This is a genomic window from Flavobacterium wongokense (assembly GCF_021608265.1).
Classification (GTDB): domain Bacteria; phylum Bacteroidota; class Bacteroidia; order Flavobacteriales; family Flavobacteriaceae; genus Flavobacterium; species Flavobacterium wongokense.
Genome location: NZ_JAKIHP010000003.1, coordinates 214267 through 228296 on the forward strand (window position 1 = coordinate 214267; position 14030 = coordinate 228296).

The window sequence follows — 14030 nt, forward strand, 5'->3', positions numbered from 1 at the left end:
GTTTATCTTTTTTGCATTAGCATGGTCAAATGCATGCATTTAAATAAATGGCCGTCTGATTTTGCAGACAAATCCCAGTCTTTCTTATGCCATTTCTTTCCAATAGCCTGCTTTTTTTCGTCTGAAAGAAAGGGAATGAAATTCATAAGGAAATACCATTTGGCCTGGCCAAGAAGCCCATGGCGCTCCACTATTTTAAAGGTTTTAGCGAATTTTTTATAGGTGCTTTTGGTAAACGGCCATTCCCAATCCTTATCCGATTGAAAAGGACGGTACATTACCCTCATTAATTTTATAGGCAGGCTGGTTTCCAATGGATCGTAACTGATAATCACTCCGCCCGGTGCCAATTTTTCATTAAGCCTGGCAATCAATACATCTGGATTCTGGAAGTGGTGTAAAACACCATAAGCATAAATAATGTCAAAATCCTTATCGGGAAAATCAGCATCAGACAAAAAATCTGCGGCAACAGCTTTAGCATTTGGGTAAGGCTTTATCCTTTCTGCCAAGCGTGCGATGGCAACGTCACTCAAATCCAAACCGATAAATTCCTTGCTGTTTTCAGCCATGTATAGACTCCAGTGATTCCCTGCAAAACAACCCAAATCAAGGACTTTTTTATTGGACAGGTCTCCAAACCAGGTTTTATGGATTTCGTAAGATTCGCTAAGGATACCAATATCCTTTCGTATTTTTTTCAAGGTTTTTTCCCTGAAATAATACCAGATTTTGGTTGGCAAATTCTTTTTATCACTTTTGTAATTATAAAAATCCTTCTGTTTTTTGTTGATTTCAATAATTTCTTCCTGAGTCTTCATGCTGTATCTAACGAGGTTTATTTATAAATAAGGAAAACCAGCCAGCCATCCTTCCTGCAAATTCGGTGAAAGCTTCCTGTCTTTTCTTGGTTGTAAATATATTGCTAAATCTGATAAAAGCCAATAATAATACAATTGCATTCCATTTTAATTTTGCTTTAAATGAAGGCTTTGGATATTTTACACGCCAAACATACCAACCATTCCTGACCACCATTTTCCCATATTGGTATTTGTTAGGTCTTCCCGACTCATTGTGATAATGATAAAGTTGGGCTTTGGTTGCCACAATATTTTTACCAAACTGAAGTGCCCTCAGGCTGTAATCTGAATCCTCATACAAGCCATAACCTTCAAAATACGTGGAGAATTTGATGTTTTCGAAAACAATCCTTTTGAAATTAAAGCAGAGTCCTATGAGCACATCAACTTCATAATTTTTACCCGTTAAAGGAAAACCGCTGTTCCTTCCGTTGGAAAATTCAGGCATGCGCCACGAACCTAAATTGGATTGCAACCCCAGAATATTCCGGATGTAATTTCGGGAACCTTCAGGATAAACATAACCCTCAAATTCGTAAAACTTATTCTTATCATAGCTTTGATTTGGATTTTTTTTAATCCATTTCTGCTCGTTGATTTCAATTCCGGCCACGCTTACAATTCCGGAATCACTTTCGAAAGCCTTTAAGATTTCCTCAAAATAGTTCGGAGTTAAAACCGTGTCGTCATCAAGGAAACATAGTATTTCTGAGCTTGGTGAAATTTTGGAAATCCCAAAATTCCTTTGTTTTGTCAATCCTCTGTTTTCCTTGTCCATCTGGAAATAGCTCAGGTTTTTAAATGATTGCTCTTCAAAAATCTTCTTGGTATCATCATTTGTTGAACCATCAATAATCAGGATTTCATTGGGATAAACGGTTTGTTCCTTCACCGAATTCAATAAATTCAGCAACGGTTGCGGACGCATATAAGTGCAAATGATTAAAGTAAAATCCATTATTTGAATACTAAAGAAAACCAGGCCGTAATCCTGCCAAAAAATTCATTGATTGACGCGCTCTTTTTGGGTTTTGTAAAAACATTAGACAATAAAATGAAAGATAACAACAAAACGATTAGGTTCCATTTTACCCTTGCCTTTACTGATGGTTTTGGATATTTCACACGCCAGACATACCAACCGTTCCTAACAACCATTTGTCCATATTTAAATTTATTCGGCCTTCCGGAATTGTCGTGGTAATGTGCCAAACGCGCATTGGAATTAAAATAAAGATTTCCGGTTTTGGAAATCCTCAACGTAAAATCGGCATCTTCATACAAGCCATAACCTTCAAAATAAGGTGAAAAACTGAAGGTGTCAAACACTTCCTTTTTGAACGAGGCCACACCGCCCATGAATTGTTCAACGGGATATATTTTCCCCGATGGTGGCAAATAACTAACGCCTCTTCCGTTGGAAAACTCAGGCATAAAACCTGGGTTTTTGTCACTGTCCAACCCGAATTTTTTTCTTATCATAAAGCGCTTGCTTTCGGGTTTTTTCCAACCATCAAAATAAAATTCGTTATTTTTTGGGATATAATTTTGCCCGGTTTTTGTCCATTGAGCTATATTGGTAATATAGCCTCCGGCACCTAATGCATCAGGATATACCGAATAGGTATTCAATAAATGTTCAAAATAATCCGGTTCCAAAATAGTGTCGTCATCCAAAAAACAAACAATTTCTGAATTCTTCGCCACTTTTGAAACACCAAAATTCCGTTGCCTGGTCAGTCCTCTTTCTTCTGGCAAAACCAAAAAATAGTTCAGGTTTGGAAACTTATTCTGTTCCAAAACCGTTTTCGTTTCTTCATTGGTTGAGCCATCAATAATCAGGATTTCATTGGGATAGACGGTCTGCAATTTCACCGAATTCAATAAATTCAGCAACGGTTGCGGACGCATGTAGGTGCAGACTATCAGTGTGAAATTCATAGTTATTGTTTGTTCAGTTCATTGGCCCAAAACAAACTCCTGTCCCATTTTTGTTTAAATACCCTGATGTATTTAAACGGATTCAGGAAAAAACTTTTGTCAAGGTTTTTAAAGAACAATGTGGTTTTATAATTCGACAATTGCTCTTTTGTATCGTATAATAATCGGAACAGCATTACTGTTGGCGATGGTTTTGGTTGGATTGCATCCTGCTGCCATTGCAATGCGGGTTTGGTCCTGAAACCTCCGATTGGTGCTTTTAAATGTAAAATCTTTGAGGTCGAAATATATAAAATGTCAAAACCTTTGTTGCGCAACTGCATTCCAAAATCATTGTCTTCGCCAAAGCCAAATTCGTACCCCATATTAAATTTCAAATCTTGAAAGCAGCTCGATTTCACAAAAGCATGACCAGCTCCAAAAACAGCAAACTGCCTTGGTGGTTGTTGAATAAGCATTTGCGATTTCAAAAGACAGGCAACCAAAAATACTTCGTTCCCTGTTTGCTGAAATGTCAGCATTGCCTTTTCAATCAGGTCATTTTCAAAAACGATGTCATCATCGGCGAAAAAGGTAAATTCGCTTTCAATTAGTTGAAGCCCTATATTCCGGGCATTGCAAGCTCCGGTTTGATGGGTAAAATGATGTTTTATGCTAAAGGGCCATCGATGGTTTTCGATAAAATCAAGTTCAGATGTACTGCCTGCTTCCGGATTTTGCTCAACTATGATAATGTTTTTAGGAAGATAGGTTTGCGAAGCCAGATTGCTGAGCACATTATACAAGTATTCCTTTCGTCCGATCGTTGGAATCAGCACATCGATTGTGCCGCTTTCAATAATTTTTTTGTTTGAATCCAATGGGATTTGGTTCAATAATCCCGGATTCAGTTTTCTTTTGGAATAAAATAACGAAAACAGGAAAGGCAGCAATGGAAATTTCTTTTCAAAAATCAGTAAATTGAAAAACAAAAGAAAAATCCAACGCGTCCTATAATGCTGTTTTGTGAATTTAAATAACTCGAAAAGACTCGCTTGCTGCATTTTACAACCACTTTTCTGCAAAAGCAGTTTGGGTTCCGAATAACAAAAAAGCCCTTCAGTGATTGCTCTTCTGGCAAAGGAATTCAGGAAATAATCAAAATCATCTTCCTCCTTCAAGTCCTTACTGCAGGCATTAATCACTGAAGCATGGACTGCGCCAACACAACTGCTCATTTGCCAGCTGGCATATTTTACTTTCTTATTGATTTTTATGAATGGCGAATCCTCAATATAACCCAATCGGCTGTCAAAGTAATTGCCGGAAGGATTATAGGATAAAAGCATTTTTTTATGGTGGAACAGCTTTGGGATTTCTGCAAGATTCAGATTATTTTCCTCGTTCTGATGGCACCAAACCAAAATTCCATCCTTGAATTTATCAGCAAAATCAAGCAACACAGCCACAATATTCCTATTGATATCAGCATGGAGATTGGTTTCTTCAGTCGAAAAAACTTTGGTTACTATATTGTTGTTGTGGTAAAGGACAATCATGAAATTACTTTTTGATAAAAATCGGCGCTCTGCTGGGCAACAACTTCAATGCTGAATTTCTGCAAAACCGTTTTTCGGGCTTCAGCGCCAAACTGATTCGTCAACACTTGATTGTCGAGCAATTCCAAAATACGGTCAGCAAACAAATTATGGTCTTTCGGATGCACTAAAAATCCGTTGACGCTGTCTTCTATGACTTCGGTTGCCCAACCAATGTTTGACGCCACAATTGCTTTCTGCATTGCCATCGCTTCAATCCATGAAACAGGCAGGGCTTCTGCAAATGTTGGAAAAACACAAACCCCAGCCGAAGCAATATTTCCCTTTATCTTATCATAAGTAACGCTTCCCAGATATTCCACATTCTGCAGTGCATTTTTATCAAATAACGACTGCATCATTTGCCAGGTCGAATCGTTGCCTGAAAGAATATCCGACGCATCGCGTCCAATCAAAATCAGCCTGGCTTTATTGTTTTTCTTATAAACTTCATTAAAAATCAAAGGCAGTTCCAAAAGCCCTTTTTTGCGAATCAAAGTCCCAAAATACAGTATCGTATTTTCGTTGGTTTCAGTTGTATCTAAAGCAAATTTCGCTACATCAATGCTATTCGGGATAATCGTAAAATCGCGTTGGAGTTCGAATAATTCTTTGGTTAAATCGGCTGTATATTTACTTACTGAAAGCAACGCATCTGCATTTTGCAAAGCCTTTTTTTCGTGGAGCTTGTTGAAGAATTTAATCGGCCTGTTATCCAAATGGCAAAAATAAGTGTCTGAACCATTCAGCCTGATGACAACCGGGCATTTGGGCTTTATCTTTGAAGTAAACCCAAGCCAGTCTGGCGCTTCAAGCACTTCGACTTTATTTTCCGCAACTAATCTATTAATCAGTTTCTGGATTTTCCTTTGCGTCAAAAACCGCGAAAGACCTTTGAGTTTTACATTCCTGATTTGGTAATAGGAAATAGAATCTTCAATAAAAAAACTATCTTCCTTTTGTCCGTAAACCAATACAGAAACTTCATGTCCCTGTGCTGTCAATCCTTTGGAAAGATTCAAAATGCTCGTTCCAATGCCGCCAGACGAACCCATTTTTGGATGTGGGAATTCTGATGTTAGAAAAGCAACCTTCATATTAGTTGGAACTATTTTGAATGTAATAAGGCGACAAATCCTTATCGATGACAATCGTTTTGGAAGGCAGTATGGTCTTTCCGTCACCAATATTTTCGGTCACAACGGCATTAGCCCCAATAGTAACATGGTTTCCGATGGTAATATTTCCAAAAACACCGGCATTTGGACCAATAAAAACATGGTTGCCAATAGTGGGAACCCCTTTCTTTTCTCCATAATTGCTAATGCCAATGGTCATTCCCTGTGAGATGTTGCAGTTTTCACCAATGATAGCATCACCATGGATGACGATGCTTCCAAAATGGCCAATGTAAAATCCTTTGCCGATTTGCGTACGGTAGGAAATATCAAATCCGTATTTATATTTTAATCTTCTGAGCCACCAAAAGAAAAATACAAAAAGCAGTCTGTTTTTTCTTCTGTAATGCTGCGTCAGTCTAAAAATAGTCATGAATTTCAAGCCCGGATTCGGATGAATATAAAATGTAGAAAACAAGATTCCAAAAGATATTTTCTTGATTCCACAGCGTTTGTAATCCGATAAGATAAATTCCTTTAGCATGGCTCTTTACAAATTTCGTTTATGGCATTCCAAATTCTTTCAGACGCCAACTGTGGCGGATGCTGGTTGATTTTTTCAAACCAATCCCTGGCATTTTGGACCACATTTTCCGATTCTCTCCCCAACATTTTTTCGACAATTTTTCCAAATTCATTTGGGTCGTTGATCCAGAAGACTGCGTCTTTTGAAGGCATCGAACGGAAATGGATAAAGTTATAAATTTTTTTAACCGACCAATCCGGAAAATCAACATTAGGAACATCGTAATTTATAAAAGCGCAGGGCTTGCCAAAAGTCGCAAAATCAAAAACCATCGAAGAACCTAAATTGATGACCAATTCCGAATGATATATCGTATTCATCTGCAAAATCAAATCCCCTTTGGTTGGCAGGATTGCCTGCCACGAATCGGTTTTCATTTCCCATTTTGGATTGATGCTTTTTATCAAATCCTGGTATTTTTCCAAAACCGGGTCATACCTGTTCGAAAAATCAACAGGGCATCTTCTGAAAATGATTCCCAAATTAAGCCCTTTTTCATTAAGAGCCGTAACCGATTTGGCCAAATCTTCGAGATAAGTAGGGTCATTCGGTGAAGTCGTAACATCGTCACCAGAAAAACAGATGTATTTTTTATTGAGGTCTAAATCGTATTCCCTGCAAAAATCCTCACGTGAAATCAGGCTGTTGTCAAAATGAGATTCAAATTGCGGTGTACCGGTTATGATGATTTGACTTTCTACAATGTGTGGATAATAATACTGCAATTCCTTTTTCATGTGTTCGCTCCAGACAAAATAAAAATCGGTTTCAACGATTTTGGTTCCTTTGGGCAGATTATCCCAGGAAAAAATGAAAGTTGCCGTCGGGATTCCCAAATCCTGTGCGGCCAAAATTGGCGCTACAGCAAGCAGCATCCTTTGATTGGTACAGAAAACCATTGCCGGTTTTTCTTTTTCAAGTGTTTCCAGGCTGTCAAAGTAGAACTTGGTCTTGCGCTCATTTTCAGCAACTTTTGACCTGATTTTTTTTAAGCCATTTTTGGAATTGTTGGCAAGGATAATGCATTTTATCAGGATGTTCTTCAACCTGTCTTTTAGGCTTTTATTTTTCAGGGGAAAACGATAGGAATCGTAAACCCTGTCTCCAGATTTTTTAATATTTTGGGATAATTCGATTTGGGTTTGCGCAACTTTCAACAAACTGGTAATAGGATGTGGTTTGGCATATTTGATTGGAATTTCCTTAATTCCCAATTTGCCTAACTCAAAGGGCGTGTTGTTCCAAAAAGTGATGTCAAAACCTTTCTCTAATCCCAATTTATGGAAATTGGTAAAGGCAAAATTTCTTAAGCCAATACCATCGGGAAGTAGTATGAAAATTTTCTTTTGCTGCATCCTTATTTTTAATGAACGCCCAAATATCCTTATTTTATTGGGAATATGAAAACAATTTGGACTAAAGTGCCCTGCTTGGGAAATATTTGTCGCGGTAATTCAGGAAAAACTTTTCAATTACAAACGTCATCACAAATCCGCTTAGTATCGAAAGTGAAAAAACTATCGCAAAGGACAAAAACGTATTTTTAATCTGCAGTATGTCAACGCAGGTTATTATAAAAGAATGGATGACATAAATGGAATACGAGCAAAAACCAATTTTGCTGACAAAGTTTACAATTGGAGTTGAAAACAAGCTGTTGATTTGATGGTTTACATTTTTGTTGACCAAAAAATGAATCAAAAGGATTCCAAAAGAAAGATACAACAGGCTGAATCCAATAGTCTTGACAAAAAATGCGTGCAAAATATCATCAAAAGCTACTGTAAATGCCAACATCAGAAAAGCCAAAACCAACAATTTCGATTGATGGCTTTGGTATAAAACAATCAATTTTTCCTGTTTGAAATTATACCAATATGCGATTAAAACCCCAAATAATAGGGAATCGATACGTAAATGCGTCATCGTTACCTGACGTACAAAATCTTCCGGAAAATAAATATTGGAAGCAAATCTTAAACCCAAAACGAGGATTAAACTAAAGATCAATAGCTTTTCAAAATTGGAAACCCCAGTAGGTTTCATGTCAAAAGCCAGCAGTTTTTTGTTGAAGATAAGCCATAACAACAAAGCCAATCCAAAATAAAAATGCTCTTCAACAGCCAGCGACCAACTCGGATTATACAAATAACCCCAACCCAAAACATAATTTTGGATAAAAACAAGGTCATAGAAAACCTTTTCCAAATCCAGTTTATGCATCAGGATTCTTGGAACCATATAACCCAGCAGCGTGAGGTAATAGATTGGATAAATCTTGAATCCGCGCCTTATGAGGAAAAGTTTCGGATTGATGGAACCAAATTTTTGATATTCCTTAAATAACAATCCGGAAACCAAAAAACCACTAAGTACAAAAAACAAATCGACACCAATCCAACCCATGGTTTTTAAAAAATCAAACAGCAGCTGATGCCTGAAAATTACTAAAATAATGGCTATTCCTCTAAGGAAATCAAGCTCTCTAAGCCTGTTTTTGGGTTGCATCATAAATAGCTCTGATTAATTCCTATTGTCAATTCGCCCGACTCAAAACACCTGAAATTATAGTCTTTCAAAATTTGGTTTATGGCTTCCCTGCAGTCAAATTCGTCATGGATTTCAATCGCAATGCATTTGGTCTGCGCTAAAAAAGAAACATCTGCATAAGAACCTGTAAACACCTCTTTTTCAGAGCCTTCTATGTCAATTTTTAAGACATCTATGGTTTCAAACCTGTTTTCCTTCATTAAATGCTGAATTGAAAAAGCCTTCAAATCTCCGTCTTCGTTGGTTTCTTCCACGCGTATTGACCAGTCTTTCTGATCCCTGAAATCATTGACGATTTTAAGGTTTGTGTTCCTGCTCCAAAGACCGCCTTTGATTTTGGAAACGTTTTCAATCCCGTTGCTGTTAAGATTGAAATTGATGCTTTCGTAATTAGAGGAATCCGGCTCGACTGTAATGAAATTTGAATTCGGGAAAAATTTTGACAAATACACAGAAGTCAGGCCAATATTGCTTCCGGCGTCAATGATGTTCAATTTTTTATCATTAGGGAAATGCTTTTGAAAAGTTTCAACCAAAGGCTTGTATTCCTCATACTGATAAATCTGGGCAAAGACATTCAAATCACTTGACGGCCTTTTCCTCAGCCTGAGCGTAACTCCAAAATCAGGATAATAGGCCACAAAATTCTTGTTGTTTTCCTGTTTTAAAAACCCATTAAAGCTTATCAGGTTAAAGTAAAACTCATTGATCTGTTTTTCCTTTTCAGAGGTTTTTAAATGCAGAGCCCTTTTTAAAAGATACTTTAAAACAAGCAGTGTATTCGGAAGGTCCAGACGATGTAAGTTGGTTATTTTCTGCATTTTATTTCAATAACTGTGCGGCATTGATCCATTGCCAAATATGGAAACTACTTTGATTGTCTCCGTTAAAAAAAGCGCTTAGCTCGGTTTCCAATTCGTTTTTATTGAACCAATTATTGGCATACAATGTTTCCACTTCTGCCCTAACCCATTCCTTCAAATCTTCTGAAAGCCATTCCCTCTGCGGTGTCTGCAACGGACGTTTTGGCGCCAGAACCAAATCTTTCTGTAAAAATTGTTCTGCAATTTTTCGGAGCATCCATTTTTGGACACCGTTTTTAATCTTAAAATCCGTTGGACGGCTGAAAACATATTCGACCAATTCATAATCCAGAAAAGGTTCGCGCAATTCGGTTCCATGCATCATCGAAACGCGGTCGTTGAAACGCAGCGCACGCGGAATCTTGGTATAAAATAAATCGCGGTATTGGAGATTGAGTAAATTATCTTCGAATGGTTTTTCGTAAATCGTTTTCTGTGACTTTTGGGCAAATTCTGTATCAAGAACATTCATTCGGAAAGGCGATTTTGTTACGCCCTGAACAATGCTCTGCGAATTATTTATGTAATAATCATAACCTGCCCACGCTTCATCCGAGCCTTGTCCGTCAAGCAAAACCTTTACGCCTTTCTGCCTTGCAGCCTGGAATATTTTAGAATAGGCTATCGTTGGGATTCCGCCATAAGGTTCCATCTGATGCTGCGACATTTTAAATGACAAATCGGGAATTTCATTCGCGGAAAGCGGGCAAATATTTAAATGAAATGGCCTGTTCTCCAACATCGATTTTACCCAGAAAAGTTCATCATATCGTTCATCATTGGTTACAAATGTAAAGGCTTCAACAGCAGATTTATCTATATTTTGCTGATCAATGAGCGCCAATAAGGTGCTCGAATCCAAACCTCCGCTAAGATTAAACCCAACAGGAACATCAGCCCTAAAACGCAGGTTTATTGCTTTTAAAAGCAGGTTGGTGATATATTCCTCTTCGTTTTTTTCAAAATGGCTGAACAAGCTTTTGGTTCTTGTTTCAAACGAATACCATTTTTCAATTTGAAGCACATTATTTTTTAAGGTCAGGCTATGTCCACCAGGCAATTGATGGATGTCTTTCCAAAAGGTTTCATTGGGCAAACCATAACTTCCTTCGGTGAAAAAACTGCTCCAGACTTTTTCGTTAGGAATTTTGGCAACTCCTGAAACCAGAATCGTTTTAATCTCTGAAGCGAAATGAAAATTGGAATTGTCAAAATGATAGTAGAATGGCTTTACGCCAAATCGGTCACGGGCTGCAAACAGCGATTGCTCCTTTTTATCCCAAATCGCCAGCGCAAACATACCGTTGAGTTTTTCAAGGCATTTTTTGCCCCATTCCTTGTAGGCATTCAGCAAAACTTCAGTATCCGACTGCGTCCTGAATTGGTATTTTGGCTGAAGTTCCTTTCTCAATTCAATATAGTTATAGATTTCACCATTGAAAACCATAACATAATTGCCGTCATCACTCGTAAAAGGCTGATTGGCATTACTCGACAAATCGATAATGCTCAAACGGTTGTGGCCTAAAGCAACACTGTTCTCCTCAACAAAATAAGCTGTAAAATCCGGGCCACGATGTTTTTGGCAGTCCAGCATTTCCAAAATGTTGCTTTTGTTGGCTTTTTGACCGATAATACCTGTAATTCCACACATCTTATAAGTGGATTTGGGTAAGTAGTTTTTCGGCTTTTTCCCAATCTTTCATCGTGTCGATGTTGATGTGGAATTGTGGATTGCTTTCAATGTAAGCGATAGTATTCCCATAAAGCGAGCCGTTTTTGATGGTTTCTGTTTTGGTAATGTAAACCGAACCGTCACGATGGAAAGCCTTAGGCAGATCCTGCCTTCTCGGAATGATATGGGTTTCGCCTGTAGCAATTTTGAGCAAGCCATCTGTTGCTTCCTCAAAAGCCCAATGCGGATTGTATTCATGCGGGATTTCCAAAACACTGACCAAAGAATCGGCATTGGAAATTTTAAATTTTTCAATTGCCTTATCAATAAAACCTCTTTCCCTAAACGGATTTGTAGGCTGTAACAGACAAACAGCATCAAAGAAAATATTTTGGGATTCGAAAAAAGCAATGGCGTGCTGCACCACTTCCAGCGATGTTGAAGTGTCTTGGGCAAACTCTTCCGGACGAACAAACGATGGTTTTACACCCGAAACTTCAGCCGCAATCGCAATTTCCTCATCGTCTGTTGAGACTACAATCTGGGTCAGAAGACTGGATTCCTTTGCCGAATTGATTGTATATTCAATCAATGGCAGTTTGCCAAGCAGTTTGATATTCTTTTTGGGAACACCTTTTGAGCCGCCGCGAGCCGGAATTAAACCAAGGATTTTCATTAATAGGTAATTGTTTTATGGAATTGCAATGGAAGTTCCTTAAGCAGTTTGGCAATCTTTTCACCTGCATCGCCACCACCATAAACGTTTGATGATTTGCGGTCTTTCTTATCTAAAATCGAACTTATCGAAGCAACAATATCATTTTCGTCATAGGAAACATCAACTACATTTTCGCCGCGGTCACGGCGATTCTGACGCGAACCTATGTTCACCACAGGAACGCCTAGATAAGCGCACTCACGAATTCCGACGCTTGAATTTCCAACCAAACAAAGCGAATTGTTTAAAAGGTTTAGGAAATCATCACCTTCCATATTTTTGAAAAAGTGAACATTTTCCATTTTGAATTTTTCACGGAACGAACGGATTCCGGTTGAAGTCCCGTCAGCACCAGCATCAACATTGGGCCAAAACCATAATGTTGGTTTGTTTATTTTTTGGATGGCGCGTAAAGTTGCTTCAATATGCTTTCTCGAATCCTGGTATTCATTCGTTACCGGATGCTGCATTACAACAATATAGCCATTTTCTAAATTTGGCTGCGAACCAACACCGCCATATTTTTCATAAGGATTGAAGGTCAGTTTGGTATTTTTTGCCACTTCCTGTGCGATGTCAATTGAAGGGCAGCCTGTATTAAAAACCATATTCGGGTTTTCACCCAATTGGATTACCCTTTCCTTTGCATTTTCGGAAGCAACAAAATGATAATCTGCCAGTTTTGTTATTGAGTGGCGGACTTTCTCATCAATGTTTCCTGTTACTTCTCCTCCTTGTATGTGCGCCAAAGGAATATTCATGTATGAAGCGGAAATGGCGGTTGCCATCGTTTCAAATCGGTCGGCGACAGTGACTACAATATCAGGTCGAAGGTTATCAAAAACAGTCGATAATTCCAGGATTCCGATGCCGGTAGTTTTGGCTGCAGCAGTCAGGTTTTCCCCTTCCAAAACATTGAAGACCTTAGCGGCAATTTCAAATCCGTCTTTTTCTATATAATTCACAGCGCTTCCATATCTATCCAATAATGCTGAGGCTGCAACGATAAGCTGCAACTCGAGTTCCGGATGTTTTTTTATAGCCGTTAAAACCGTTTTAACGCGGCTGTAGGATGGTCGGGCTGTAATGACAACAGCTATTTTTCGGGTAGTACTCATGCTAAATCTTCTTCATTCAAAAAATCCCACTTCGTTTTATCATTGGCCAATTTCCTGCCAATTACATTTTTAAATTCTTTTGCCGAAATTCCGAAACCGCTTGGCTTCTTGCTTTCCAAATCGGCAAAACTTATGATATGGCCTTTTGGCAAATCCTTGTTTATGGCTAATGATTTTTCAAAGATTGATTTCAGTTCCCTGAAGCTCTCATTATTATTCTTGTCAATCGGGTTATTGAGTGCAGTGTGGATTTTGTTTACCGCTTCTGCCAAGAGTTTTGTCTGCATCAAATTCAGCGAAGCAGCAGCATCCGGGCCAAACATTTCTTTGTGGAACACCACATGGAATTCCAAAATCTCGGCACCAAGTGCCACAGCGGCAATTCCAGTTGAAGCCCAGGATGAATGGTCTGAAAAACCGATTGGAACATTGTAACGTTCCTTCAGTTCTCCAATAACATTCAGCCCGTATTGTTCGGGTTGTGTTGGGTAAGATGTCGTACACTGAAGAATCGAAAATTGGGCATTTTTACTTTTTAAAAAGCTTACGGTTTCATCCAATTCGGAAAAACTGCTCATACCGGATGAAATGATAATTGGCTTTCCGGTTTGGGTTATTTTTTCCAGAAGCAATAAATTATTCACTTCACCAGAACCAACTTTATACGTATGAACACCAACTTCTTCCAACCAATCTACAGCCCTATTGCTAAAAGGCGAACAGATAAAATCCAATCCGGCTTCATCACAATGCGCCTTGATTTCCTTCCATTGTTCCAGGGTAAATTCCATGCGCTTCCAGTAATCATAACGCGTCGCATCCTCTTTTGAAAATTTCACACGGAAAGGTTCATGGATGCTGCTTTCAGCTTCGGCTATGTGCATTTGGAATTTAATAGCCTGGACTCCGGTTTTGGCAACGGCATCTATATAGGAATGCAGTATTCCCAAACTTCCATCATGGGCTTGTGCAATTTCGGCTATCAGATAAGGTTTATTGTTCATTAAAAAGTATTGTAATG

General features: G+C 38.4%; 13 protein-coding genes. All 13 read right to left on the reverse strand.

The window, feature by feature from the left end; genetic code table 11:
• Positions 1 to 2: 2 nt before the first annotated feature.
• Positions 3 to 821 (reverse strand): class I SAM-dependent methyltransferase, encoded by an 819-nt coding sequence (locus L1S31_RS10260; protein WP_236464639.1) that lies wholly within the window; start codon positions 819 to 821, stop codon positions 3 to 5.
• Between the two features lie 7 nt (positions 822 to 828).
• Positions 829 to 1821 (reverse strand): glycosyltransferase family 2 protein, encoded by a 993-nt coding sequence (locus tag L1S31_RS10265; RefSeq protein WP_236464640.1) that lies wholly within the window; start codon positions 1819 to 1821, stop codon positions 829 to 831.
• Entirely contained in the window at positions 1821 to 2804 is a 984-nt protein-coding gene (locus L1S31_RS10270; protein WP_236464641.1) for a glycosyltransferase family 2 protein, read from the reverse strand. Before L1S31_RS10270 ends, L1S31_RS10265 begins: the two co-directional genes overlap by 1 nt.
• 2 nt (positions 2805 to 2806) lie before the next feature.
• Complete coding sequence (locus L1S31_RS10275; RefSeq protein ID WP_236464642.1) at positions 2807 to 4342, reverse strand: glycosyltransferase family 2 protein; 1536 nt, start codon at positions 4340 to 4342, stop codon at positions 2807 to 2809.
• Entirely contained in the window at positions 4339 to 5478 is a 1140-nt protein-coding gene (locus L1S31_RS10280; protein WP_236464643.1) for a glycosyltransferase family 4 protein, read from the reverse strand. Before L1S31_RS10280 ends, L1S31_RS10275 begins: the two co-directional genes overlap by 4 nt.
• 1 nt (position 5479) lies before the next feature.
• The gene (locus L1S31_RS10285; RefSeq protein ID WP_236464644.1) at positions 5480 to 6043 is read right to left on the reverse strand and encodes a serine O-acetyltransferase; all 564 of its coding nucleotides are present in this window, start codon (positions 6041 to 6043) and stop codon (positions 5480 to 5482) included.
• Positions 6037 to 7440, reverse strand: a complete 1404-nt coding sequence (locus tag L1S31_RS10290) for a glycosyltransferase family protein (protein WP_236464645.1) — start codon at positions 7438 to 7440, stop codon at positions 6037 to 6039. The genes L1S31_RS10285 and L1S31_RS10290 overlap by 7 nt, the downstream gene beginning before the upstream one ends.
• Positions 7441 to 7501: 61 nt before the next feature.
• Entirely contained in the window at positions 7502 to 8596 is a 1095-nt protein-coding gene (locus tag L1S31_RS10295) for an acyltransferase family protein (protein ID WP_236464646.1), read from the reverse strand.
• The gene (locus L1S31_RS10300) at positions 8593 to 9456 is read right to left on the reverse strand and encodes an FkbM family methyltransferase (protein ID WP_236464647.1); all 864 of its coding nucleotides are present in this window, start codon (positions 9454 to 9456) and stop codon (positions 8593 to 8595) included. Before L1S31_RS10300 ends, L1S31_RS10295 begins: the two co-directional genes overlap by 4 nt.
• A 1-nt stretch (position 9457) precedes the next feature.
• Entirely contained in the window at positions 9458 to 11152 is a 1695-nt protein-coding gene (asnB, locus tag L1S31_RS10305; protein WP_236464648.1) for an asparagine synthase (glutamine-hydrolyzing), read from the reverse strand.
• A gap of 1 nt (position 11153) precedes the next feature.
• Positions 11154 to 11849 carry an acylneuraminate cytidylyltransferase family protein gene (locus tag L1S31_RS10310; protein ID WP_236464649.1) on the reverse strand — a complete coding sequence of 232 codons (696 nt, stop codon included), beginning with the start codon at positions 11847 to 11849 and terminating at the stop codon, positions 11154 to 11156.
• Positions 11849 to 13009 carry a UDP-N-acetylglucosamine 2-epimerase gene (gene neuC, locus L1S31_RS10315; protein ID WP_236464650.1) on the reverse strand — a complete coding sequence of 387 codons (1161 nt, stop codon included), beginning with the start codon at positions 13007 to 13009 and terminating at the stop codon, positions 11849 to 11851. The genes L1S31_RS10310 and neuC overlap by 1 nt, the downstream gene beginning before the upstream one ends.
• Complete coding sequence (locus L1S31_RS10320) at positions 13006 to 14013, reverse strand: N-acetylneuraminate synthase family protein (RefSeq protein ID WP_236464651.1); 1008 nt, start codon at positions 14011 to 14013, stop codon at positions 13006 to 13008. Before L1S31_RS10320 ends, neuC begins: the two co-directional genes overlap by 4 nt.
• Positions 14014 to 14030: the final 17 nt, after the last annotated feature.